Annotated in this window: 27 protein-coding genes, 1 tRNA gene and 3 pseudogenes; 21 read left to right on the top strand and 10 right to left on the bottom strand. The window is 39.3% G+C overall.

Annotation, left to right across the window (positions count from 1 at the left end):
• The 3 genes and pseudogenes from JEU79_RS19960 to JEU79_RS19950 form a co-directional block, all read right to left on the bottom strand.
• A pseudogene (locus JEU79_RS19960) lies at positions 1-603 on the bottom strand (DUF4129 domain-containing protein); the annotation flags it as partial.
• A complete protein-coding gene (locus JEU79_RS19955; protein WP_198265484.1) occupies positions 600-1,757 on the bottom strand; it encodes a stage II sporulation protein M in 1,158 nt (385 codons plus the stop codon). The pseudogene JEU79_RS19960 and the gene JEU79_RS19955, both read right to left, overlap by 4 nt.
• Entirely contained in the window at positions 1,754-2,473 is a 720-nt protein-coding gene (locus JEU79_RS19950; protein WP_198264297.1) for an RDD family protein, read from the bottom strand. The genes JEU79_RS19955 and JEU79_RS19950 overlap by 4 nt, the downstream gene beginning before the upstream one ends.
• Positions 2,474-2,758: 285 nt before the next feature.
• Here JEU79_RS19950 and JEU79_RS19945 point away from each other — a divergent pair, with 285 nt between their 5' ends.
• Positions 2,759-2,947, top strand: a complete 189-nt coding sequence (locus JEU79_RS19945) for a hypothetical protein (RefSeq protein ID WP_198264296.1) — start codon at positions 2,759-2,761, stop codon at positions 2,945-2,947.
• 13 nt (positions 2,948-2,960) lie between these two features.
• Here the strand turns inward: JEU79_RS19945 and JEU79_RS19940 are convergent, their stop codons facing one another.
• Together JEU79_RS19940 and JEU79_RS19935 are read right to left on the bottom strand one after the other, a co-directional pair.
• Positions 2,961-4,892, bottom strand: a complete 1,932-nt coding sequence (locus JEU79_RS19940; RefSeq protein WP_198265483.1) for a sigma 54-interacting transcriptional regulator — start codon at positions 4,890-4,892, stop codon at positions 2,961-2,963.
• 15 nt (positions 4,893-4,907) lie between these two features.
• Positions 4,908-8,234, bottom strand: coding sequence for a PDC sensor domain-containing protein (locus JEU79_RS19935; protein WP_198265482.1), 3,327 nt, complete (start codon positions 8,232-8,234; stop codon positions 4,908-4,910).
• A 180-nt stretch (positions 8,235-8,414) separates the two neighbouring features.
• On the opposite strand from JEU79_RS19935, the gene JEU79_RS19930 reads away from it, so the two are divergent.
• Positions 8,415-8,657, top strand: coding sequence for a hypothetical protein (locus JEU79_RS19930; RefSeq protein ID WP_198264289.1), 243 nt, complete (start codon positions 8,415-8,417; stop codon positions 8,655-8,657).
• 1,106 nt (positions 8,658-9,763) lie between these two features.
• Here JEU79_RS19930 and JEU79_RS26930 read toward each other — a convergent pair.
• Positions 9,764-10,402: pseudogene (locus JEU79_RS26930) on the bottom strand (adenylate kinase); the annotation flags it as partial.
• Between the two features lie 294 nt (positions 10,403-10,696).
• On the opposite strand from JEU79_RS26930, the gene JEU79_RS19920 reads away from it, so the two are divergent.
• Positions 10,697-11,446, top strand: coding sequence for a HesA/MoeB/ThiF family protein (locus JEU79_RS19920; RefSeq protein ID WP_198264287.1), 750 nt, complete (start codon positions 10,697-10,699; stop codon positions 11,444-11,446).
• A gap of 27 nt (positions 11,447-11,473) precedes the next feature.
• Positions 11,474-12,454 carry a tRNA dihydrouridine synthase gene (locus JEU79_RS19915; RefSeq protein ID WP_198265480.1) on the top strand — a complete coding sequence of 327 codons (981 nt, stop codon included), beginning with the start codon at positions 11,474-11,476 and terminating at the stop codon, positions 12,452-12,454.
• Between the two features lie 3 nt (positions 12,455-12,457).
• Here the strand turns inward: JEU79_RS19915 and JEU79_RS19910 are convergent, their stop codons facing one another.
• Positions 12,458-13,063 carry a sensor histidine kinase gene (locus JEU79_RS19910; protein ID WP_198265479.1) on the bottom strand — a complete coding sequence of 202 codons (606 nt, stop codon included), beginning with the start codon at positions 13,061-13,063 and terminating at the stop codon, positions 12,458-12,460.
• A 95-nt stretch (positions 13,064-13,158) separates the two neighbouring features.
• Here JEU79_RS19910 and JEU79_RS19905 point away from each other — a divergent pair, with 95 nt between their 5' ends.
• From JEU79_RS19905 to JEU79_RS19825, 15 genes and pseudogenes are all read left to right on the top strand, one after another.
• Complete coding sequence (locus JEU79_RS19905; protein WP_198265478.1) at positions 13,159-13,728, top strand: IS1 family transposase; 570 nt, start codon at positions 13,159-13,161, stop codon at positions 13,726-13,728.
• Positions 13,703-14,032, top strand: a complete 330-nt coding sequence (locus JEU79_RS19900; protein ID WP_198265477.1) for a hypothetical protein — start codon at positions 13,703-13,705, stop codon at positions 14,030-14,032. The genes JEU79_RS19905 and JEU79_RS19900 overlap by 26 nt, the downstream gene beginning before the upstream one ends.
• A complete protein-coding gene (locus JEU79_RS19895; RefSeq protein ID WP_198265476.1) occupies positions 14,029-14,373 on the top strand; it encodes a hypothetical protein in 345 nt (114 codons plus the stop codon). The genes JEU79_RS19900 and JEU79_RS19895 overlap by 4 nt, the downstream gene beginning before the upstream one ends.
• Positions 14,374-14,965: 592 nt before the next feature.
• Positions 14,966-15,256, top strand: coding sequence for a hypothetical protein (locus JEU79_RS19890; RefSeq protein WP_198262940.1), 291 nt, complete (start codon positions 14,966-14,968; stop codon positions 15,254-15,256).
• Positions 15,257-15,300: 44 nt separating this feature from the next.
• Positions 15,301-15,732 (top strand): hypothetical protein, encoded by a 432-nt coding sequence (locus JEU79_RS19885; RefSeq protein WP_198265475.1) that lies wholly within the window; start codon positions 15,301-15,303, stop codon positions 15,730-15,732.
• A 197-nt stretch (positions 15,733-15,929) separates the two neighbouring features.
• Entirely contained in the window at positions 15,930-17,090 is a 1,161-nt protein-coding gene (locus tag JEU79_RS19880) for an IS3 family transposase (RefSeq protein ID WP_246540429.1), read from the top strand.
• 273 nt (positions 17,091-17,363) lie between these two features.
• Positions 17,364-17,549, top strand: a complete 186-nt coding sequence (locus JEU79_RS19875; protein WP_198265474.1) for a hypothetical protein — start codon at positions 17,364-17,366, stop codon at positions 17,547-17,549.
• Entirely contained in the window at positions 17,546-17,704 is a 159-nt protein-coding gene (locus tag JEU79_RS19870; protein WP_198262479.1) for a hypothetical protein, read from the top strand. Before JEU79_RS19875 ends, JEU79_RS19870 begins: the two co-directional genes overlap by 4 nt.
• 63 nt (positions 17,705-17,767) lie before the next feature.
• The gene (locus JEU79_RS19865; RefSeq protein ID WP_198263620.1) at positions 17,768-18,475 is read left to right on the top strand and encodes an Eco57I restriction-modification methylase domain-containing protein; all 708 of its coding nucleotides are present in this window, start codon (positions 17,768-17,770) and stop codon (positions 18,473-18,475) included.
• Positions 18,476-18,534: 59 nt separating this feature from the next.
• Complete coding sequence (locus tag JEU79_RS19860) at positions 18,535-18,777, top strand: hypothetical protein (protein WP_214660636.1); 243 nt, start codon at positions 18,535-18,537, stop codon at positions 18,775-18,777.
• 68 nt (positions 18,778-18,845) lie between these two features.
• On the top strand, positions 18,846-19,169 hold the full coding sequence (gene tnpA / locus JEU79_RS19855) for an IS66 family insertion sequence element accessory protein TnpA (protein WP_198262602.1): 324 nt from the start codon (positions 18,846-18,848) through the stop codon (positions 19,167-19,169).
• A complete protein-coding gene (tnpB, locus tag JEU79_RS29125; RefSeq protein WP_198265472.1) occupies positions 19,166-19,306 on the top strand; it encodes an IS66 family insertion sequence element accessory protein TnpB in 141 nt (46 codons plus the stop codon). The genes tnpA and tnpB overlap by 4 nt, the downstream gene beginning before the upstream one ends.
• A gap of 22 nt (positions 19,307-19,328) precedes the next feature.
• The gene (locus JEU79_RS29120) at positions 19,329-19,430 is read left to right on the top strand and encodes a hypothetical protein (protein WP_484637492.1); all 102 of its coding nucleotides are present in this window, start codon (positions 19,329-19,331) and stop codon (positions 19,428-19,430) included.
• A 162-nt stretch (positions 19,431-19,592) separates the two neighbouring features.
• Positions 19,593-21,120 (top strand): annotated as a pseudogene (gene tnpC, locus JEU79_RS28905) (IS66 family transposase).
• A 101-nt stretch (positions 21,121-21,221) separates the two neighbouring features.
• On the top strand, positions 21,222-21,665 hold the full coding sequence (locus JEU79_RS19825; RefSeq protein WP_198263622.1) for a hypothetical protein: 444 nt from the start codon (positions 21,222-21,224) through the stop codon (positions 21,663-21,665).
• 42 nt (positions 21,666-21,707) lie between these two features.
• On the opposite strand, the gene JEU79_RS27720 is transcribed toward JEU79_RS19825, so the two are convergent.
• From JEU79_RS27720 to JEU79_RS19815, 3 genes are all read right to left on the bottom strand, one after another.
• The gene (locus tag JEU79_RS27720) at positions 21,708-21,830 is read right to left on the bottom strand and encodes a hypothetical protein (RefSeq protein WP_281400989.1); all 123 of its coding nucleotides are present in this window, start codon (positions 21,828-21,830) and stop codon (positions 21,708-21,710) included.
• A gap of 126 nt (positions 21,831-21,956) precedes the next feature.
• Positions 21,957-22,622 carry a nitroreductase gene (locus JEU79_RS19820; protein ID WP_198265468.1) on the bottom strand — a complete coding sequence of 222 codons (666 nt, stop codon included), beginning with the start codon at positions 22,620-22,622 and terminating at the stop codon, positions 21,957-21,959.
• 49 nt (positions 22,623-22,671) lie between these two features.
• Complete coding sequence (locus JEU79_RS19815) at positions 22,672-23,859, bottom strand: sensor domain-containing diguanylate cyclase (RefSeq protein ID WP_198265467.1); 1,188 nt, start codon at positions 23,857-23,859, stop codon at positions 22,672-22,674.
• Positions 23,860-24,269: 410 nt separating this feature from the next.
• On the opposite strand from JEU79_RS19815, the gene JEU79_RS19810 reads away from it, so the two are divergent.
• Positions 24,270-24,821: a GspH/FimT family pseudopilin gene (locus JEU79_RS19810; protein WP_198266088.1), complete on the top strand. Its 552-nt coding sequence runs from the start codon at positions 24,270-24,272 to the stop codon at positions 24,819-24,821.
• Between the two features lie 125 nt (positions 24,822-24,946).
• Positions 24,947-25,021: transfer RNA gene (locus JEU79_RS19805), tRNA-Asn, on the top strand.
• Positions 25,022-25,038 lie beyond the last annotated feature (17 nt).

Raw genomic sequence — 25,038 nt, 5'->3', positions numbered from 1 at the left:
TGATAAGGCATTGGCTAATAAGCTTGGCTCTTCAGTAAACAAATTACCCGCACTTTGTATGGCAATATCCACTGGCAACATCATTAATACGATACCAATTAAACCCCATGAAACCAGCGATTCCAAATGAAAACACAAGACAAAAAGCATCACCTCACGATTGTTGGCATTTCGTCTCAAGCTTTTCATTCGCTCTCTACGGCGCTTGCCCTTCAAGCCTTCAAGTTGACTCACAGGCAAGGAAAATGCACGTCCTGGGTCGAGACGATATAGGGTCAAGGCAGAAAAAATACCGGTTTTAAAGAAACTTGGGATCGCTGAAATGACATCTTTATAACTGGTCTTTTCGGCAAAAATGACTCTGGATAAAACGAATAGCGGCACGCGATCATAAAGCGGCTTTAAAAACCACAGGATAAAAAACACCCAATAAGGATGGGCTTGCAAGAGCAGAACATTCACTATTAAAAAAATAGGCAAAACACAGACTAACCAACTGGCTAATAAGAGTCGCCAATGTGTTACCGCTAAGCGCACAGCAACATCCATTGCTTCCCATGGGCTTCTTGGACGAACGGCAAAGGTCAGCGCTTGAAGATTCATTCTTCTAACTTCATAAAATTGGCCTTCTTTTTCCCACTCTTCTGCTCGACTGTCTTCTGTCCTGCAAAGGCAAAATAGGCAAATACCAGCAGCCACATCAATGCGCCTACAGCATATTTAATCAGCGGCGCAATGGTCTGAGATGATGACCAAAAGGCCTCAACAAAAGCAGCCATAAAAAACATTACTGCAGCACCAGCCATTATTTTTACCGCCACTGAGGCAGCATCCAATAATGCCTGATAACGGCTTTTTCGTCCCGGCATCAACAATGAAAAGCCTATTTTCAAACCCGCACTACCACTGAGCGCAATAGCACTGAGTTCCAAGGCACTATGACCGGAAACAAAAGGCCAAAAGGTATTGCCATAGCCGATCTGGGTCAGATGACCCGCCGCCGCACCAATATGCAAGCCATTAAAGAGTAGGGTGAAAATACTACCAATACCAAAGAGTAAACCGGTGGCAAAGGTTCTAAAACCAATGCCGGTATTGTTTAAAATATAAAAACCAAACATACGTGCATCGGATTCTGAGCCACGTTCACGGCCTATATGTTCAGCCTGAGGATCATACATGGCTTCCATACCCGCCACGCTATCCGGTGACATAACACTATAGACAAACTCAGGCCAGATCTGAATTAACACGATCATTAAAATAAGCGGTAGATAAAATACCGCAGACGAAAGCCATAGCCAACGGCTCTCGCTGCGTACTATTTGTGGAAAGCTGTTGCTGAAAAAATGGATAAAAGAAGCCAGAACACTGCTTCCCCGCCTATTATTTTTCTGATAAAAGCGTTGGTGTGCTTCATTCACCAGAAAACTTAAGCGTTCTATTAAATAAGGGCTATAACGGCGGGATTGTGCTAATGATAAATGCTGGCAAACATTCCGATACAGAGCAGGAAAATCTGCTTGTATAAGTAATTTGGGCTTAAGTGAGGTCAATTTTTCATTATTTAAACTTTGTAGATAAGCATGATTTTTTTTCGTCTGTTTTTTCTGCCAAAAGGTCAGGTGTTTTTTTCCAGAGAGTGATCGTTCAGAAGCGGCTTGTTGCAATAACACCTTTTTCAAACGAGAATTAAGTAACACTTCCAAAATAAGCCATTGCTGTTCATGGGCTTTTATAAATTGTGCCTGATTCATCGACGCCCCATCAGGTAATTAGCAATACCCAGCAGACGTTCACTGGCATTTGTTTCACTGGCTGTTTGTTTTTTCTGGACAATAACACCATCCAGTAAAGGTGTTGCTAGCCTGGCCAGTTCTTCTGCACGTTCCGGAGAAAAGCCCTTAAAGCGTTCAGCATAATTAACAATAATTTGCTGTTCTATACCGCTGAGAGCTATGTTAGGGGCAATAGCAGCTACTTCAGGCACCAGTTGACTATTGTCCTTTAGCTTGCGGGTATAAACCACAATGGTATTGGCAGCCAAATCGCCCAGACGCCGAAAATCTCGACTCAATAGCATAGAAACCACACCCAAGGCATAGAAAAAAGGCAGAAAATCGACGGTTCTGAGTAAATTTCTGAGTAAAGAGGCTTCCCAAGTCACCATGGTGCCATCAATTTGTAGCACCTGAATATTCATTTTCTTTTTCCCCGGTGTTTGCCCCTGAAAATAAATTTCAAAGAATACCGGATAGAGCCATTGCTGCAAAAACATCACAATCAATAAGATACCCTGACCAAAATCCCCCAAGCGACTCAGCAATAGGGCAAAAACAATAATAATCAGGCCCTGTATCAAAATGTCCAACAACCAGGCGATGCTACGCACATAAAACCCAGCACAGGTTAATTTAAGCTCAACACCCTCGGGGGTTTCTACAGTTTTGATGGTGTCGAGCATAGAAGACATGAATTGTTCACAGTTGTTTTAAAATTAATCGTTTTAAGGTTCATTATTCTGTCACAAAAACAGTGTAAATTGTATTTCAGTTCTAAAATATAATAAAAAAATCAGCACTAATAGCTGTTTTTAGGGGTAAAAGTCTGACAAATTTCAGTCAAATAACTACACATTTTCAGATTTTACCTACAGATAAATTGAACGCTGATCTGTATAATATATACACTGTTTTTTAATAATTTTGCAAAAACCTTAAATAATGTATTAAAAAGCGCATCAAGCTGGAGAATTAACATGAAAAAAATAATCACTATTCTCACCACCGCCACTTTTTTTGCTATTAGCTGTTCTTTAATCGACCAAGTCATTTGGAATAACGATTTTTATTGGTTGAATGCTGGCATAGGCTTCTTTATTGGCGCAGTTTTAGTTATTTTGAGTAAACCAATACACCCTGTCAGAAAAACAGGTCCTATCGCCTGATCAGTTTACTTTCCTAGTCTGGTCTCTCAATACCGAGTTTTTTCATTCTGGATCGCAATGTGCTGACCGGCACATCCAGAATCTCGGCAGCCCCCTTTTTCCCCCCAATGAGCCAATTTAAATCATTCAACACACTGATAATATAACGCTTTTCATTTTCGGCCAGTGTCCGATAAGCCACTGATTTTCTAGCATTATCCGCTTGTTTATTGTCATCAACTTCATCACCTGCTCGTTCAGCTGAATCTTTGTGTAATTTCACTTGTTCAATCGATACCGGTACCAGTGCATCATCGACTTCAATTATTTCACTTTTTGATAAAATAGCAGAGCGTTCAATTACATTTTGTAATTCACGAATATTGCCCGGCCAATGATAATCCATTAGCAATGCCATACTCACCTCTGAGATGCCTCGGAAATTTTTGCCCAGTTTATGACTCAAATTATCAAGAAATTTTGCTAATAATAATGGAATATCAGATTTTCTATCCCTTAATGGTGGTACGGTTAAGGGGAAAACATTTAAGCGGTAAAAAAGATCCATTCTAAAACTACCCTCATCCACCATTTTTTTCAGATTACGATTGGTTGCTGCAATAATACGTACATCCACAGAAATCACTTCGCCACTGCCAACACGCTGGAGCTCCTGCTCCTGTAAAACCCGTAATAATTTAACCTGTACTTCTAAGGAAAGTTCGCCTATTTCATCCAGAAAAATGGTGCCCTTATCAGCTAGCTCAAAATGCCCGGTTCGATCACTAATTGCACTGGTGAAGGCGCCTTTAACATGACCAAATAATTCACTTTCCACCAATGATTCTGATATTGCACCACAATTAACTTTGATTAAAGGGCGATTTTTTCGGGGACTGAATTGATGGATAGCCCGCGCCATGGATTCCTTTCCCGTGCCTGACTCACCATTGATTAATACTGTCGTATCCGTCCCTGCAACCTGCTCGGCTTCTTCCATGGTTTTTATTAAGGCCTGACTTTGACCGATAATTTCGCCATAGTTTTGTTCACTGCGAATTTCTGCTTGCAGATAACTGCTTTGCGCACGTAAAACCTGATTTTCTACCTGTAATTTCTCTTTCAGTTCTTCAACGGTTTGCAGGGCATGGTGCAATTCACTTTCACGTTTTTTTCGTGCTGCAATATTTTTAAAAACGACACAGACACTGCTAATATCCGTTTCACCTTCAATCATGGTCACGGTATATTCAACGGGAAAACTGCCTGAATCTTTATGCCAAAAAATATTACTATCACTTTGTCTTTGCACTCGATCTCTCAGGGTGTTAAAGACATCATCTTTTTCCAGTGGATGGCGATGGCCCTGACTATCTGTGTGCATTATCACATCATGAAAGTTTTTACCTCGAATCTCATCTTCCAGCCAGCCGATAATTTCTGCACCCGCAGGATTGATAAAGGTGATTAAACCCTGTTTATCAACACCCAATAGACCTTCACCCATTGCATCCAAAATCAGTGCATTATCTTCTTCTAAACGCTTATTTTTTTGCGCTAAGATGGTTTCCAATTGGCGAATTTTAATATGAGTTTCTACTCGTGCGATAACTTCTTCTGACTGAAAAGGCTTGGCAACATAATCCACCGCACCACAATCAAAGCCTTTTACTTTATCTTTTACATCATCTAATGCCGATAGAAAAATAATGGCAATATCAGCCAGCTCGGGGTTAGATTTTATTTTTAAACACACCTCATAGCCATCCATACCCGGCATCATAATATCCAATAAAATCAGTTCCGGATGTACTTTATGAACAATGTTTAGCGCATCTTCACCATTTTTAGCGAGCAATAACTTGTAGCCATGCCCTTCCAGAGTCTGATATAACACTTGTAAATTAGTAGGATTATCATCTACCAATAATAATGTTGCCTGTTCTTCTTTATGTATTGCATTCATATTTGTGGGCTTATTTTAATATTTAAAATTGCGTATGCCATCAAAATCAAATTGTTTAATCAATAAATTTAATTGCTTATCGGCTTCATCACTTAAGAGTTTATTTTTGCTTATTTCTTTATACACGACATTAATTTGACTGATATCCCCCATCTCACTGGCGGCTTTTATTTGTTTTATCAATTCCTCTAATTGTTCTAGTGCATGCTCATCAAAGACTCGCTCAGACTCAGCGGCTGGCGTATTCTCTAAAGTGACATTTTCATACTTAAAATGTATGTCCAAGTGCTGTGCTATTTTATTAAACACCTCAGACACTTTAAAGGGTTTGGCAATAAAATCATCCATGCCTGTTTCTGCTATCTGCGTCTTTAATTCCGGAAAAACACCGGCTGTTACCGCAATAATAACAAGTTTCTGTTGGCTCTCTTCTTGCTCCATGCTTTGTCGTATGAGTTTTGCTGCGTGAATCCCATCCATCTCCGGCATACGAATATCCATTAAGATCAGGGGATATTTATATTTCTGACTCATGGCCACGGCCTCTTTACCATTGTTTGCCGACATGGTTTTAAAACCCGATGCTTGTAATAAACGCTCTAAAATATCACGATTAACCTGTCGATCATCTACAATCAAAGCCGTTAACTGTAAACCATCCGGCAGCTTGGGGATCACTGAATCATCATAATGCTCACTATATGTCACCTCTAGCTCATCATCACTGACCTCTATAAGCGGCAAACAAAATGAAAAAGCACTGCCTTCTCCATACTGGCTTTGCAGAGTGATTTCTGTGCCACCCATTTCTTGAATAAGGCGCTGACTAATGGCCAAACCAAGACCTGTACCACCGGCATCCATACCTTCTTTAGCTTGTTTAAAGGCATCAAAAATTATCTGATGTTTTTCTTCAGGAATACCGATGCCAGTATCCGCTACCACAAAGCAGACATTGGGCGATTCTTGTTTATCATAGACAGAGACATGCAGTGAAATCGTACCACTATGAGTAAATTTTACCGCATTACCCAAGAGATTAACGAGTACCTGTCGCAATTTAGTCGCATCCGTTTTTATTCCCTTAGGCAAGCCCTCTTGCATGATCACATCAAGCTTAACACCTTTGGCTGACGCACGGTGGATCACCATGTCATATACCCCTTTAACCAACTTGGGTAAATCCACGGCACTGATAGTAAAGGCCATATTGCCCGATTCTATTTTCGATAAATCCAGCACATCATTAATCAAGGTGAGCAGGTGATGACCACAACTCTTAATCGCATCCAGACTTTCCATTTGCTCATGAGTTACTTGCTTATCATTTTGCAAAATTTGCGCATAACCCAGCACCCCATTTAAAGGTGTTCTTAATTCATGAGACATATTGGATAAAAATTCACTCTTGGCTTTATTGGCTTCTTCGGCAACTTCCTTAGCACTAATAATTTCCTGTTCAGTTAATTTTCGCTCTGTTAAGTCCTGTATCAAAGCAATAAAGACTGCTTGTTCATTCATAGTGGCTGCGGTTAAAATAATTTCTGCCGGAAAAGTTTCACCGCCTACGCGCTCAAAAACTAATTCATATTGCTGATAACCTACATCGACAGCCTGAGCCATTAGTTGGTTTAATCGATCAAATGAGGCTTCGCCATCAGGCTGAATGGCACGAGTGAGCGAGTATAAGCGTGATCCCAGCACATCTTCTTTCTTACTAAAGCCAAAGAGATCTAAAAAGGCATGGTTACAATCAAGAATTCCCTCATCTGAATACAACAAATTAGCCTGTGAAGAACTTTCAAATAAAACTCGAAATTTTTCTTCTTCACGCTTACGTTCAGTAATATCATGCGCCATACCTTCCAAAGCAATAATCTCACCATGCTCACCTTTCACCGGCACTTCAATAATTTCAAAACGTAATAATTCACCATTGCGTGCGATCAACTCCAGTTCAAAGGCTTCTTGTTGCTCACCCTGAAAGGATAGCTCGATCATGTGAGTCGCCTGATCATTGAGTGGGCTTTCGACAAAATATTGCTTAAAGAAATTTTTAAAATCACTCGGTGTATAACCCAAAATGTCTTTGACCGCAGGGCTGACATAAGAGATATGACCCTGTTTATCATGGGTAAAATAAAAATAACGCCCTTTTAAGCCCTGTACTATTCGACTGAATCCTTGTGAACGTGCATCACGAATATCCTGTTCACGCTTACTTAATTTAGCCGCCATATCAGTAAAACTCTGCGTTAATACACCAATTTCATCCTGGCTGGTTACTTCCACTGTGGCATCCAGATTACCTGCGGCAACTGATTTAACACCCTCGGTCAAACGTGCTAAAGGCTGAGTCATCCGGCCTATCACTAGCCATACGGTAATAATGATTAAAAGCAGAGAAAAGAGTAGTACTGCGGCAAATTGCAGCCCTTTCTTTCTGACCTGAGCTAAAACAACTTTCTCCGGAACTCTCAGGGCAATGCTCCACTCAGTATTTTGAATTGGATAAAAAGCCACCCACTGCTTTTGCTGAGTTTCCCAAGAATCTAATTGGACGACTCCCCGTTTACCGGCAATCATTTTATCGGCTAGGTCTTTGAGTCCATTCTGATGATATTTTTTAGCGTCTTTATAAATGGAATTGGCTAGGATTTGTTTGGGATCGGGGTGGTAAACATAATCCCCTTTATTGGTAATGATTAGTAAGTCCAGATCGACATCAATACCCTGATTCACTTTTTCTTCTAAAATTTCCAATTGCACATCAACCGTAGCAATCCCTCTAAACTGCTTCTTATAAAAAAACGGCACCGCATAGGTAGCCATGACGATATCGCCAACCCCTTTATCAAAATAGGGATCGGTCCAGATAGGATGTTTGGCCTGTTTGGCCTTGTCCCACCATTGCCAATGCCCTGCGGTATAATCGGTTATGTCTGCAATATCTAAGGTATTGACCCGACCTGAGGTGCGGTATGCATAGGGAGCAAATAATTCATTGTCGTAGTCCGGATCACGAGCAAAGGCAATGGCACTGCCATAAACAATTCGGTTATGTCTTAGATTCGATTTAACCTGCGCATAAATCTGGTAGTCATGAATGGTGGGGTTTTGTTCGATAATAGCCGCTGTAGAACGGGCAATTTGTGCTGATTCATTCAAAAAGCCAGAGAAGATACCCGCATATTGCTGCGTTAAACGCCGCATTTCGTCTTCAACATCTGCCCGTAAATGCAATTGCAATTGATAAATACCAAAGCCGAAAATCAGCAAATAAATCAATGCGATAGGTATGACTGTCAGTAAAATGATTTTAAAGCGTATCGAGGTGAACAAGCACTTATCCTTCTGTCAAATCGCTGGAAAGTCCGCCTAACCTTATCAGCTAAGAGCAGTTTGGGTATAATAGAAGTATACAAAAGCACCTAGCTTGCCGCAAATTTGTGCTAATATATGAAAAATATGAGCTTAAAATTCACTCCCTTATTACTTTTTAACAGAGCATTAATAGCAATCATGAAAACCATTACAGATTATCCGCTGACAGAATTAAAACTAATCTACAACCTGCTTCATGCCAATGTGCAGTCACATTTTGAATTAATGGACTCCGAACTGCTCTCTGATCTACAAACACATTTACAATCTAGCGCAAAAACCGAAGGTATCGATGTCACTCATCATGCCCAATGGAAAGCCTGGTTGGATAATCAAAGCCCTTTTCCTTTGGATGAAGCGCCTGGTGATATAGGCGCTTAAAAAGAGGCGCTGATTTTATCTCATAAGGTATAAAAAAAGGGGCTTTTCAGCCCCTTTTTTTATTTCTTCTTCGCTTTTTTCGCCACTTTCTTCTTAGTGGTCGATTTTTTCTTTTTTACCACCTTTTTCTTAGTTACTACTTTCTTCTTCGTAGTAGACTTTTTCTTAGGTGCGACTTTCTTCTTCGCAGCGACCTTTTTCTTAGGTGCGACTTTCTTCTTCGTAGCAGCCTTTTTCTTAGGTGCGACTTTCTTCTTCGTAGCCACCTTTTTCTTAGGTGCGACTTTCTTCTTCGTAGCAGCCTTTTTCTTAGGTGCGACTTTCTTCTTCGTAGCAGCCTTTTTCTTAGGTGCGACTTTCTTCTTCGTGGCAGCCTTTTTCTTAGGTGCGACTTTCTTCTTCGTGGCAGCCTTTTTCTTAGGTGCGACTTTCTTCTTCGTAGCAGCCTTTTTCTTAGGTACGACTTTCTTCTTCGTAGCAGCCTTTTTCTTAGTCGCTACTTTCTTCTTCGTAGCAGCCTTTTTCTTAGTTGCGACTTTCTTCTTCGTAGCCACCTTTTTCTTAGTCGCTACTTTCTTCTTCACAGCCACCTTTTTCTTAGTCGCTACTTTCTTCTTCACAGCCACCTTTTTCTTAGATGCAACTTTCTTCTTCGTCGCAGCCTTTTTCTTAGTTGCGACTTTCTTCTTCACAGCCACCTTTTTCTTAGATGCGACTTTCTTCTTCACAGCCACCTTTTTCTTAGATGCGACTTTCTTCTTCGCAGCGACCTTTTTCTTAGTTGCGACTTTCTTCTTCGTCGCAGCCTTTTTCTTAATTGCGACTTTCTTCTTCGTAGCAGCCTTTTTCTTAATTGCGACTTTCTTCTTCGTAGCCACTTTTTTCTTAGTTGTTACTTTCTTCTTCGTAGCCACTTTTTTCTTAGTTGTTACTTTCTTCTTCGTCGCAGCCTTTTTCTTAGTCGCTACTTTCTTCTTCGTCGCAGTCTTCTTCTTAGTTGGCTTCTTAGTAACCGCTTTCTTCTCTTCTTTCTCAGATTTTGTCACTTCTTCAAGCTCGCCTTCAATGGTAGCTGTTTCTACAGCCTTGGGCGTTTTAACCAGTGGATCAAGAATTGCTGTTATTCGGGCAAAGATTTCATCGACATCACCTGCGCCTTCAATGGCTACATTTTTGCTTTGTTGCTTATAATAAGAAATCAGTGGTTCAGTTTGTGAGCTATATATTTTCAGGCGATGACCAATGGTTTCTTTATTGTCATCCGCTCTTTGAATCAGTTTACCACCGCATTTATCACAGACTTCGGTTAATATTGGTGCAGAGGTATAAACATTATACATTTGACCACAGTCGGCACAGGTTCTACGGCCTGTTAATCGGTGCATTAGGTCGTCCAGATCAACATCAATTAAAATTGTTTTTTCCAGTGGCTTATAAATCGTGTTGAGCATATTATCCAATGCTTCCGCCTGAGGGATATTTCTTGGAAAGCCATCGAGGATGAAACCATAAAAAGCATCAGGTTCTTTTAAACGTTCTTCGATAATCCCTAGCACGATATCATCGGTCACTAACTCACCGGAGTCCATCGCGTGTTTGGCTTTTAATCCGAGTGGAGTTTCATCTTGAACTGCGGCGCGTAATAAGTCACCTGTCGATATTTGTGGAACGCCATATTTTTCAATTAATTTTTTTGCTTGTGTACCTTTGCCTGAACCTGGTGCGCCTAATAAAACAATTCTCATTTTTTTCTCACTGGATAAAATAACCAAAAACATTTTTGTTTAGGATCGAAAATGATCAAACCCTTATTAGTCATTCTAACTCAGAGTTTCATAAAGTAAAGTTTTGACCATAGATATTATTCACTTTATTAACTTTTTCTTAAGTTATATCAATAAATAAGTCACATCACTTTTAAAAAACAACTTAACAAATGCTCTATTCGCTTATTTTTCTCTGATCATATCTTCATGTTCTTAAATCAGATAAAATACGCTCCAATATAAAGAGTCCTTTAAGCTGGTAGATTAGCTATTATGAATGATGATCAATTACTGCGTTACTCACGACAAATCATGTTGCCCTATGTCGGTATTGAGGGTCAGGAAAAGCTACTCAATGCCCGCGTATTGATTATCGGCATGGGTGGTTTAGGCTCACCGATAGCAATGTATCTTGCATCGGCTGGCGTTGGCCACTTAGTGATCTGTGATTTTGATGAGGTCGATTTATCCAATTTACAACGACAAATCATTCATTCTTCTGAGCAACGCATCGGGCAAAATAAAGCGGAGTCAGCCAAAGAAACCCTCTTACAACTCAACCCCCATATTCAAGTCACTGCTTTAAGCCACAAGCTTGATGAACCAGCCTTGCTAGCACAAGCTCAATGCGCTGATGTGGTTATAGATGGCACGGATAACTTTGACGCTCGTTTTTTACTCAATCAGGTTTGCTATCAAGCTCGTACACCACTCGTTTCAGGTGCGGCAATTCGCATGGAAGGTCAGGTAATTGTCTTTGCCAATCAGGGCGAAGGGTCTTGTTATCGTTGTTTATATAAAGACGATGCAAATGATGTGGCAACTACGTGTTCTGAAAATGGCGTTTTGTCTCCAGTGGTCGGAATCATTGGTAGTGTCCAGGCCGTTGAGGCGATGAAGCTTATTATGTCTATTGGTAAACCTTTGGTATCACGCTTACTCTTATTAGATGCCTATACAATGGATTGGCGTACCTTAAAACTACCTGCCGATCCACAATGCCCGGTTTGTTCGAACACTTAATTCCCTAACTCCTGAGTAAGATCGACGATGAAAATAGTTTTGGCACCCATGGATGGACTAACGGATGCTTATGCCCGTGAAATTTTAACCGCTATTGGTGGCTATGACTTATGTGTCACAGAATTTTTGCGGATCACTAATACCTTATTCCCCACCCGTGTTTTTTATCGGCGTTTTCCTGAGTTGAATATAAATCCTGATTCGGGACAAAAGATCAGCCATACCAAATCCGGCACGCCGATTTTTTTACAATTATTAGGCAGTGATAATTCAGCCATGGCCGACAATGCAGCCAAGGCGGTTAGTCTTGGCGCTGAAGGTATTGATCTCAATTTTGGTTGTCCTGCAAAGACTGTCAACCGCCGTGATGGCGGTGCTAGTCTGCTCAAATTTCCTGATCGCATCAACCAATTAGTTTATTCTGTGCGTCAGGCTGTGCCAGCCAATATTCCGGTCACGGCAAAGATGCGCCTTGGCTTTGATGATCAATCCCTGGCTCATGATAATGCCCAGGCGATTCAGGATGCAGGGGCTGACTGGCTCACTATTCACGCCCGGACAAAAAAAGATGGCTACCGTCCACCTGCTTATTGGGATGCTTTAGCACCGCTTGCAGATCAGCTGACGATCCCCATTATTGCCAATGGTGAGGTCTGGAGTGTGGATGATTATTATCGTTGTAAAGAACGTAGTCACTGTTCAAGTATTATGTTGGGACGTGGTGCGATGGTAACACCTGATCTGGCCTTGCAGATAAAAAATGCCTTAGACGATAAAAGCACACCTCAGTTAAGCTGGCCTGAAATGTGTCAGATGTTGGATAAGTTATACCAGTTAATGATTCACAATAGTGCGTTGAATGAACGTTATGTTGCACCCCGATTGAAGTTATGGGTAAAGTGGCTCATGGCTAATTTTTCTCAGGCGGAAGCCATTTTTCCTGAGCTAAAAAGAATAAAAGATCCTCATCAGGCGATAGAATTAATACGCTTAAGTCAGGATTTATAAAGCTTATTCACAACTCATATAGGGCAAGGTTATCGCAACATCCGTGCCGAGTTTAACACTTGAGGTTATTTTTAAGTAACCGCCATGTGCTTCAATCATGCGTTTTACAATACCCATTCCCAAGCCCGTACCACGGCTTTTGGTGGTAAAAAATGGTTCACCTATGCGCTGTAGAACATTTTCAGGAATAATATCACCCTTGTTATTAATCGTCAGAGTAACAGTCTGAGCGGCATAATTACACTGTAATGAATAGCTAATTTGACTATCGGGCTCTGCTGCTTCTATCGCATTGCGATAAATATTAAGCAAGATTTGATTAAGGCGATCACTATCGGCATTAATGATTAATTTTTCATGCTCCTGATCCTGAGCAAGAAGTAATTTGCTGTAGAGTTGTTTTTGTTCTCCCATCGCTCGATTAGCATTGATAAATTCCTTGAGTATCACCGACAAATTCAAAGGCTTTAAATCCAGTTTAACAGGCTTGGAATAGAGTAAAACATCTTCTAGTAAACGTCCCATTCTGGAGGCCTCTCGCCCTGATATTTGCGCCCACTCACGACCGTCTTCATCGAGTTCTAAACGGGAAAAATATTTAAGCGCCAAACCGATACTGGTGCAAGCCGATAAATAAAGGTGTTGATAAATGCGATAAATTAAGCTATTATTCTTGTAAAATCAACATTTAAGGGGATATCTAAATGGATAAAATATCTTCTGATATAAAACAACCAAGAATTCCAGTTGAAATTAACGATATTCAGGTTAATTTTTGCAAAAATCCATTGTGCCAAAATTATGGTGTTCCTGCCAGCACAGAAAGCCAAGTTAAACTCCATAAATCACAAAAAGACTGCTACAAATTATCAAGTGGTAGTCGAAAGCCAGTTACTAAACTGATTTGCAAGTCTTGTAATGAGTTATTCCCAGTTAAGAGCAATCAAGGAATTTGGGATGAATTACAGCGAATTGAAGAATATTTAAAAGAAACTCCAGAGGTGTCATGCCCTGATAATTCATGTAAAAATAATCTCATTAGTATTAAGTTAGGAAAAGAATTTTACCAGTCTTTTGGGAAAACAAAATCAGGTTCTAGTCGTTATCGATGCAAGTCTTGTAAGAAAACATTTTCAGTTAAACAATCTACAACTGGTCAAAAACAGCCTCATAAAAACAATCTTATTTTCAAACTTCTAATGAATAAATCCCCTTTAAGGCGAATCTGTGAAGTTGCTGATGTTGAGTATGGCGACTGTTTATGCAAAAATTGATTTTCTGCATAAACAGTGCATGACCTTTGTATCAGAAAGAGAACAGAGGTTAATTAAAAGCAATATAAAGCGACTTTATGTTAGCGTGGATAGACAGGAATATATTGTTAATTGGACAAGACGAGAAGATAAACGAAATATTAAACTTTCAGCAATCGGTAGTGCTGACAATGAAACGGGCTACGTATTTCAAATGAATTTAAACTATGATCCTTGTATTAGCCCTATTGAAATAGAAATGCTTTATCTGTTAATGATTATAATGCCCAATACGCCTATCGAAAACATGCAAGATTCTGGTTGAATGGTGATTATAAAGAGAGTGTGAAAAATTCAAGATCCAAAAAGACAAATGGATCATCTTTAAGTGCCGATATATCAGCAACATACAAGGATGCAATTTCTCGTGATGATATAGAAGAATCAGAAGCTCTCTATCAAGTACAAAAATTGCCTCAAAATGGAATGCAGATCCATTCTGAATATACGATGTATGGACATTTCTTTTTATACATAAATTGTTCAGTGGTGTTGAAAAAATCAGATTCTTTTTTAGATCAAGATTCTGGAATGAGAGCAACCTGCTTAACAGCTTTCCATAACGAAATAAAAAATAGAAGCTGTGATGCTTTTATGTTCGAATAACAAAGGATTTAACTGTTGATGAAAAGCGGAGAACTTTAAATGATTCCAGGAACTATTTTTCAGATCAGCAAAAAGAACACCCTGATTTATCAAAAAATAAAATAAAATTAAAAATAATAAAAGATCGATTAGAAAACATGCAGGAAATTGGAAACTGGAAAGATAAATGGCTTTTACACCCTTTTCCTAATATGTCTGAACCAGAAAAGCGATTTGTTATCTTACTGATTATGGTGACTATGATGAAGACCATCAGGCATGGTTATATAACAAAGCCTCCATGCATGGGATTGATAATTTTTTATGCAGGTTAGACGTAGATTATCATTATTAGAGCGAGTTATTTCATCTGCCAGCAGTTCTGGCAGAAGGTGGTATGGGTATTCTGCTTACAATTCCAGTTCTGCATTTAAAAATGCGGTGTTTGATCGCTTAAAAAAAATATATCCCGACTCGTGCTAAACTCGAATCCCTCGACAATGAGGATTATATTGGAATAGTTACCGATGCAGAGCATATTGCATTTGCACGGTACAGCCGAGGAAAAATAGTTCATGATGCATTATTACCATTAAGTGAATCCAGTGTATCTTTGATAGTTAAGGCTCTGACTGATTGTAAATGGGTTCCTGTTACATCAGAAAATCTAATCACTGATTTTGGTCATAGTTCTGATGCTGGCTGTAATATGTTACAGGCTTTATCTGACGCATTATCAGAGCGACTGGAAAAGAAAAATAATAATAAAATAAAAATGATCTTTGAAGAGTGGAAAGCTCTTTATGGACAAACATCAAATCTTTCCATCAGCCAAGTGAATGGGATTCTTGATAATATTGATTTCAAGTCAATTTCTCTGAACAAAAAAAGTCTGAAGAATTGAAGATCCCTGTTGCACTTTTTGTCATACATACTTACAACTCTCTTTTGATAAAAATTCTTGGTGCAGAAGTTGTTGCCGAACATGCACTAACCACTTATAAAGGATTTATCAGAGAAACAGTCAGCCTTGATGGTCAATTATTAATTGACCGAATGGAATATGAAATTGAACAGGGTAATTTCTTTTCTGGTGCTGGAATAAATGGGTTTGGAGAAGAAGTTATTTTCAGTTGGTATCTTGATGTTGCAAGATTGAAACAACATCAAGCCAAAATAATTGATGGATTAAAAGGTATTTTGCTTTCATTCTCCATGTATAGAGCGGATAAATTAACTTCCGCACGTTCAAAAGATGTTCTTAAGTCGTTTTATCAAGATCTCGTGCCAAATGAGCTACGAAAAAGTCTGGGTGAATTTTATACACCAGAATGGTTGGTTGAAGTCACTCTGGATAGAATCAATGTAAAAAATTTTTAACTCAACGATTTCTTGATCCAACATGTGGTTCAGCTTCTTTCTTACTGGCTTTAATCAGGAAAATAAAAATACAAGCAACAGATGATGGGTGGGGTGATTTAGAAGTGTTAAAACACATCATAAACAATAATGTGGCTATACTTAACCGGACACACAACTTAAAATAACTAAAAGATAAAAAGTGTGACCTAAAATGAATGATCAAACAAAAAAAACCGAATAAAAGCTATACATCAGAATTTAAAGAATCAGCTGTCAAATTAGCTAATGAGACGGATCAACCCGTTTCTCAGACTGCCAGGGAGCTAGGTGTTAATGTAAATACTCTACATACCTGGATCAGTAAATATTCCAAACCGGTGAAGACGGTAGCCAATAGAAGTGATGAACACATTTATGATGAAGTAAAACGTCTGAAAAAAGAATTGGCAAAAGTGATTCAGGAGCGTGATTTATTAAAAAAAGGCCACAGCGTACTTTGCAAGGGAAACTTTGTGAAGTACGCATGGATAACTGATCAGGCTAAAGATTACCCGGTAACGATTCTGTGCCGTTTTATGGATGTTTCCCGTAGTTGCTATTATGATTGGGTTAGCTCTCCTAAAACGGATAGAGAGAAAGAAAATGAAGCGCTTACTGAGCAGCTAAAAAACTGTTTGAAGACAGTCGCAAGACTTATGGAACCCGTCGTCTTAAAAAGAAAACTGGCTGAAAAAGGCGTTCATATAAGCCGCCGGAGAATTGGTCGATTAATGAAAAAAGCCGGTTTGTTTTGTAAAACGAAGAGACGCTTTAAAGCGACGACTAATTCCAAGCATAATAAGCGTATATCTCCAAATTTACTGGAAAGAGAGTTTACTGTCTCTCAACCTGATCGCTACTATGTGGGTGATATTACCTATATTGCCACCAAGGAAGGCTGGTTATATTTAGCGGTTGTCATTGACTTATTCTCTAGGCAAATTGTTGGCTGGTCGATGGATGAGCGAATGAAAGCCAAGCTAGTCAATGATGCTTTACTGATGGCCATATGGAAGCGTAAACCAATGGATGGATTGCTTTGGCATACTGACCGAGATAGCCAATATGCCTCTGATAGTCATAGAAAAATATTGTCGGATCATAACATAATTCAGTCTATGAGCCGCAAAGGAAATTGCTGGGACAATGCTGTATCAGAGAGCTTCTTTCATAGTTTGAAAACTGAATTGACGCACCATTGTCGATTCAAAACCAGAGTAGAAGCAAAGCAGGCAATATTTGAATATATTGAGGTATTTTATAATCGGGAGCGACTTCATTCGGCTAATGATTATTTGTCACCAGTCGATTATGAAATACAGCAGGAAATAGCTTAAATCGATTGATTGAAGAGGGGTAAAAGGCGACATAAATGCCGCCCATTACCGTTGACGGCCATCGGCTCCTCAGCCTGTGCCGTGAAGATATTGTAACAGGATCATTACCGTTGTGAAAATACCTTGGGTGAATGGAACGGCTCTATCGTTCCAGAGGGCAAAGCCCTTTCTCTTCATCTGTTTAATAACATGAGAAACTAAAATGATAGGAAATACAAAATGACAAAAATCACTTGAAACAGCCAAAAAATATTTAGAAAACTGTCCGGAAAAGTGTTGACACATCACAATGTCTGGGGCTTTGATTTAAATCCTTTAGCAGTCCAGACTGCCCGAGTGAATATATTAATCGCTATTTCTGATTTATTAGACAATAACAAAGGAACAGATATAGAAATACCGATTCTTTTAGCGGATGCAGTGTATTCCCCAGCTCGAAATCCTAAAAAGATGAATTGATTGTCTCTTATAAAATTGGTAGTGAAGTAGCCGATCTTGAAATTTTATTGCCTTCAGAATTGGCTTTTGATAGAAGTCGTTTAGATTCCGTATTTTTACTAATGGATAATTTAGTTTCAAAAAGTACTCAGTGGCGTGAGACAGAAAAAAATTAATACAAAAAAAATTAATTACATCCAATGAAATGAAAGAATGGAGATCACCACTCAAGCATACTTATGAAAAAAATTCTGGATTTACATGAAAGAAACTGGAATGGTATCTGGTTTCGTATAGTGCGTAATTTCTTCTGGTCTGCTATTGCAGGAAAGTTTGATGTGGTTGTTGGTAATCCACCTTGGGTCAGATGGTCAAAATTACCCGAATTATACCGTGAACGTATAAAGCCAACCTGTGATCATTATGGAATTTTCTCAAAAACAAAATTTCATGGTGGAAATGAACTTGATATATCAGGAATGATCACCTATACCGTTGCAGATAAATGGCTCAAAGATGAAGACGGAATTTTAGCATTTGTTATCACGCAAACTCATTTTCAATCACCATCTTCAGCAGGTTTTCGATCATTTTATATCGGAAATAATCAGATCATTCAACCTGTAGGGATTGATGATCTAAAAGCTTTAAAGCCATTTCCTGATGCAGCCAATAAAACAGCTATTTTTATTGCTAAAAAATGCAAAGGTAACACAATAAAATATCCTATACCCTATGCTATATGGGAAGCGGCTAAAGGAAATAAAAAAGCAATCCCTGCTCACCTCACAAAACAAGAAGCTCTTGATTCAGTTGACATTGATAAGTGTGAGGCAACCCCTGTTACGGGAGGTGATTCACCATGGGCTATTACACCGAAAGGTGGTTTTAAAGCATTTAAAAGATCACTGGTGCAAGCACTTGGGTTAACGGCAGAAAAGGAGTAACCACAGAATTAAATGGTATTTATTTTGTAAAAATTATTGATACAAATAAAAATAATAATTTGGTGCAAATTAAAACCTGCCCTGACTTTGGAAGAAATGAAAAAGTAAAACCAGCAAGAAAGTTTTGGATAGAACCTGATTTTCTATATCCTTTAGTTAAGGGGGCTGGAGATATACAGGAATGTTATGTCTCAATCAAAAAAGATTTATATGTACTGGTGCCTAATAAGGGGATCACAAAACAGTTATTAGAAGATTGTGAAAATGACATGGAAGACAAACCAAAGGTAAACGTCAATTAAAACCCACGTTCACAATAAGCTTCAGTTAGCTCAAACTATGATCTTCAATTCGTAATTTGGAGATACAAATGAGCAACCATTCAAAAGATGCTTCGATGAAGCAACACATAGAGGCCTGCCAAGCCAGTAACTTAAGCCAGGCAGTTTATTGTCAACAACATAAGATACCCTCTCATATTTTTAGCTATTATCGAAAGAAGTTGGGTTATGTTAGCTCATCAAAACAGGTCAACACCAACAATCAACTCATTCCCATTAATTTACTGGCCAATTCCCCCACAAGCAATGCAATTAAAGTAAGCCATACCAATGGTTTCAGTTTGGAAATCAATTCTGATACGAACCTGAATCAGCTCAAGTCCATTCTGGATTTGCTCAGGACTGTTTCATGATAACGGGCATCACAGTCAATCAGGTTTATCTGGTTTCTGGTGTTACCGATATGAGAAAAGCAACCAATGGGCTATCACTGATTGTCTCAGAGCAATTGGAACACAATCCCTTGATGGCAGTGTCTTTGTTTTTGTAATCGTCAGCGAGATAAACTTAAAATACTGTACTGGGAGCGTAATGGTTTCTGGCTTTACTATCGTACACTTGAAAAGGGAAATTCCAGTGGCCGATGGAAAAAGAACAACCCACTCTTTCGTTAACACTGAGAGAATTACAGTGGTTACTGGATGGTTTATCTTGCACACAACACCATGCTCACCCTGAAATTCATGGTCTGGAAAACAACTAAAAAGTCCCTTTAGATGCGCATTAAACAGAATAAATACAAGCATTTAACGCTCATTTTTAGTATAATATAACGCATGAGTTCAACAGACAAAATACTACCAGAAGAGATACCAACGCTCAAAAACAGGGTGCTTGAACTCCAGTCAAAAGTGGACTGGTATGAGGAACAATTTCGTCTGTTGCAACATAAACGGTTTGGTACTTCCAGTGAAAAAGAAGTTCACCCCGACTTCTTTAATGAGGCAGAAACGTTCGCCGAAGAAGCACCGGAAGTCCGTGAAACCATTACTTATGAGCGTAAAAAGCCCGGTCGTAAGCCTTTACCTAAAGACCTACCTCGTAAAGTTGTTCGTCATGAGTTATCTGAAGCAGAACAAGTCTGTGACTGCGGTCATCACTTGCATGAAATTGGTGAAGAGACCTCAGAGCAACTGGAAATTGTTCCTGCTCAGGTATATGTTGTAGAACATGTTCAGGTTAAATATGCCTGTCGTGCTTGTGAGGAAGGCGTTAAAACTGCTCCTAAGCCTGCACAGCCCATTCCTAGAAGTTTTGCATCACCCAGCCTGCTGGCCTATATCATTGTTTCTAAATTCCTAGACAGCTTGCCTCTCTATCGACAGGAAGCGATATTTAAACGCTATAAGATAACACTTTCCAGAGCCAGTATGTCCAACTGGGTGCTTAAATCAGCTGAATTACTCAAACCCTTTTATAATCGGTTGTTGTATTATCTCATTAGGCAGAAAATCATCCAGGCCGATGAAACAACGATGCGAGTGATCCATGATGGACGTGAGAATTGCCCTAAATCTTATATGTGGCTCTATCAAAGTGGCGGCTATCATTCAAGTGTCCCATTGTTTTGTATGAGTATCAGCCTACTCGTGCAGGCCAACATGCCAAAACCTTTTTAACGGGGTTTTCAGGTTACCTGCAAACGGATGGCTTTCCCGGTTATCATATATTCGAAAATGAGAACAGTGAAGTCACTTTATTAGGCTGCATGGCACATGCTCGTCGCAAGTTCCATGATGCCTTAAAAGCATTACCCAAGAACAGTCAGAAAAAGCCTGGCATGGTACAAATGGCGATCAGTAAAATTGCTAAATTGTATGCGATTGAAAAACAAATCAAACCGCTCAATGCTGAACAACGTTACCTGATCCGTCAGGAAAAAAGCAAACCACTACTGGATGACTTTAAAAAGTGGTGTGATGATAAAGTGACTAAAACAACAAAAGACAGTAAGTTGGGTGTCCTATTCGTTATGTGATCAATCAATGGAAGTATCTGACTGTCTATCTTGAAGAGGGCAACCTCCAGATTGATAATAATATGGCAGAGCGGCGGATCAAACCCTTTGTGATTGGGCGCAAAAACTGGGTCATGAACCAAAATCCTCGTGGTGCTGAGGCCAGTGCTATTTTATATTCAATCGTGCAAACAGCGAAAGCAAACAACCTAGAGCCCTTTGCCTTTTTAACACACATTCTGACTGAGTTACCTAAGCTGGGCAGGCATTATGATGATGAGGCTTTAGAGCAATTGTTGCCATGGAATTTGACTGAAAAAATTCAGCCTTTAAATAAAGTGGAATGATACGTCAACGTGGGAAGTTTTGACGTATACAACCAAAGTGTGAAGGATTTTTTAGCACCTATCAAGACCAGCTTATTTTAAGATCAACATATAGCAAACGAATGACAGAACACGCACCTTATTTCTGTATTTCAAATGTTGGCAGTTATACTTTCGCACCATTTAAAGTGGTATGGCCTGAACAGCCTGGCAATAAATCATTTAGAGCGGCAGTCATTACAAAAGGTAACGATCCTATCAGTGGTCAAAAAGTTTTTGTTCCCGACCACAAATTGTTTTTTGTTGATTTTTATGATTCAGAGCCAGCCTATTATCTTTGTGGTTTACTAAACAGCTCTACAGTACAAGCTTTTATTGATAGTCATAATATTTCAATTCAAGTGGGTAATGTGTTTAAACACATGAATTTACCAGAATTTGATGCAGATAATAAGAAACATAAAGAGTTATCAGCATTAAGTGAAGTAGCACATAATGAAGATAACAAAATCAAAAGACAAGCATTGTTAAAAACTATTTCTAAACTTGGAAATTCATTACTTTGAGCAAATATGGGTGTTTTTATACAAAAATATCAACACCTTTGTTTATCGGCTTGTGACACCAGCCAGGGTTTTGCCTGTCGCACGACGGTAATTAGCCGCCAATTGACGAGCCTGTAGCATTAACACATCGACGGAATAGGTATTGTTAGCTTGTGTTTGAGTCATCTTATTGTTCTATTTGTGCCCAAGTTGTGCCCAAGTTAAATTTCAGCCCCTAATTTAGCATATTTTCATGCCCTTGCCTGTCTAATTAGTGTTTATTTGGCTGAATATTCCCTCTTTTTCATAAACTTAGTCAAAAAAACAAGTAAAGCCACTCATGTCTTCTCTTTCGGTGCGATAACTATTCACCAATGCATCACAATCTTCATAGCCCAATGCCATACCACAGATCAATAAATCCTCTTCCTTATGCCCTAGTTCTTCCTTTACAATATCAGGATATTCCGTCAGTGCTGCCTGGGGACAGGTTGCCAGCCCCTGATCCACCGCCGCTAGCATCAAAGATTGCAAAAACATACCATAATCAAGAAAGGATCCCTGTTCAGCACTGGCATCTAAAAAGAACAACAGCATTACCGGGGCATCAAAGGCACGATAATTAGCTGCCCATTGCTCCAATTGTTTGTCCTTGTCTTCCCGGGCAATATTTAAAGTACTATACATTTTTAAACCACAGGCCTTACGACGACTTTTAAATGGCTCAAGCCATTGTTGAGGATAGTATTGATAGTCCATTTTTGCTTTAACACCGGAACGAAAAGCCGCTTCTAATTTTTCTTGCAGGCGACTTTTAGTTGCACCACTCACCACTGCAACCTGCCAGGGTTGAGTATTAACACCGGAGGGGGCGTGACGCGCGAGATTTAAAATCTGTTGAATTTTTTCTGTCTCAACAGGTTTATTTAAAAAAGCACGGGTGGATTTTCGTTTAATGAGGCTGTCACTCAGTTGCATAGGTTTTCCAAAAGAATAGCTAAAAATTATTTGTTTTAGTAAGGGAATTTCAACATTGAAATTTTTGTGAACATTCTACTGAATCAATCAAGGCTAACAAACCGGCATTAATGGCGCGGTTTCTACCCTGTTTTTTAGCATCATAGAGTGCTTCATCTGCCGTTGATAGTAATTTCATTCCCAATGACTTGATATCATTTAATGAATCAGACCTTGTATCATCAATCATTGTATCATCAGTCATAAGAGTTGAAACACCCGCAGAAATGGTAATAGTTAAAATGACATTTTTATCAATAACGATACGATCTTTATTCACCGCATCGATGATACGCTGAGCGACCATCATGGCTTCATCATTGCTGGTGTCCGGTAATAACACAGCAAATTCTTCACCGCCATATCGAGCCAGAATGTCATGTGTTCTCAGCCCGGTTTGAATGCGTTGAGCCACCTGACATAAAACATCATCACCCACCCCATGACCATAAGTGTCATTGACTTGTTTAAAATGGTCGATATCGAGAAATAAACAAGATATTGCCGTCAAGGCGCGATCATTTCTGGACAATTCTTGAGGCAAACGTTGATCAAAAAAACGTCGATTATGCACCTGAGTTAATGCATCAGTCATGCTACTCAGTTTAAGGCGTTCTAAATTAAGAGCATTTTCGATACAAACAGCCATGATAAAAGACAGACGCTGTAAAAAATCACAAGCGGCATGGGCTTGAAAACGTGTGCGATCATAACTACCGCAACAAAAGACACCTATTTTTCTACCATGACGCATTAAGGGCATCACTGCAATGGATTCAATATGTGGATTATTCATCAGCCATTGATGATGATTAGAATGGTAAAACCCAGTCATCAGCTCTGTCGGCAAATAGTGTAATTTTTCCAGTTCAACAGGGAAATTTAATAAGGTTAAAAAATGATCATTGGGCGTATTTTGAAGCCCATCCGGAATGAGGCGGCGCAAAGAAAGATTCTCATCTTCAAGCAATAAAGCACAATCATCCAGCTTGAACAGGCTAGTATATTCATCACGAATAATGACCAATAACTGCTCAATGGATTCAGCAGCCATTAATTTAAACTCTATTTGCTCAAAACGTTTCAGTTTCAGCTGGTTTTCATGGGCATTGCTCAATAATTGCTTAAGCTGTGCTTTGAGCTGACTATTTTCATCCACTGATTGCTGCATGGTATTTTTTTGTTCAAAATGACTCATCACTACTTTCCACTTCTCCCCAAAAAGTGTTTAATTTCTCGCACTGCATCCTTTTATACGATGAACTATTAGTTTAGTCTATTTTTAGTTCTTTTTTTGCCTAGCTTCACAGTTTATTAACAAAAACAGCAAAAATATCATTGTACGTTAAGTCTGACACAAAAAATCACACTTTTCTTACAGCTTTAACCACGCTTTACCTCTTCAGACAGCAATTCCATTGCTATAAACTTCATCTAGTGAGTGTTTATCCGTAAATAGGGTTCTTTATATGCACATTTTCAGCGTGGGCACAAAAAGCGTGCCCACCCTACGGTCACAATTATCAAATAATTCTAGAATAAACGGATGGACACTAGTTACTTTATTTGTTCACTTTAATTACCACCATTACTTGAAAAGGATTTCCAATGATACGACATAACGAACAACAGCTTCGAGGCTTTACTTTAATTGAACTGCTCATCACTCTGGCCATTGCCAGTATTTTACTCGCAACAGCAGTGCCTGCCTTTGCTGACATCCTCAGCCATAATCACCAATCAGCTCAGTTGAATATTTTATTCCACCATCATCAGCTAGCCCGTTCAGAAGCCATTAAACATAAGAGTAGAGTGCTGCTGTGTAAGAGCAATAATGGCCAGCAATGCACACCTAGCGCAAAATGGTCTGATGGCTGGCTTATTTTTTCTGATCAGGATGGCAATAATAAGCGCAATGCTTATGAAGAAGTTTTTTATGTTCAGCAAGCCCTCTCAAAGAGCTTATCACTGCAATACAAAGGCTTTGGCTCCTCTAACTATGTGCGCTATTATTCCGATGGTCATAGCAGCACCAATGGCACATTTACACTTTGTAGTCGTAATGGCACTCAGTTTGTTCAACGTGTCATTATTTCGCGTACAGGACGCGCTAGAATGGCAACAGGAAAAACAAGCAACAAAACATCTGCTTGCAGTTAAGTGACTGATTTTATATGGCAGTTATAAAAAAAATGAATTTTATTTACAATGTTTCTTGACATTAAAATCAAAATGCATAGAATAGCCTTCGTTGCTTCTGATGACTGACAGAAGTTTGCAACAATTCCCCAATAGCTCAGCGGTAGAGTAGGTGACTGTTAATCACTTGGTCGCATGTTCGAATCATGCTTGGGGAGCCATACATATAAAGGCTTTG

Origin of the sequence: sulfur-oxidizing endosymbiont of Gigantopelta aegis (assembly GCF_016097415.1) — a bacterium.
Classification (GTDB): Bacteria; Pseudomonadota; Gammaproteobacteria; order GRL18; family GRL18; genus GRL18.
This window is presented reverse-complemented; position numbering and strand designations above follow the sequence as displayed.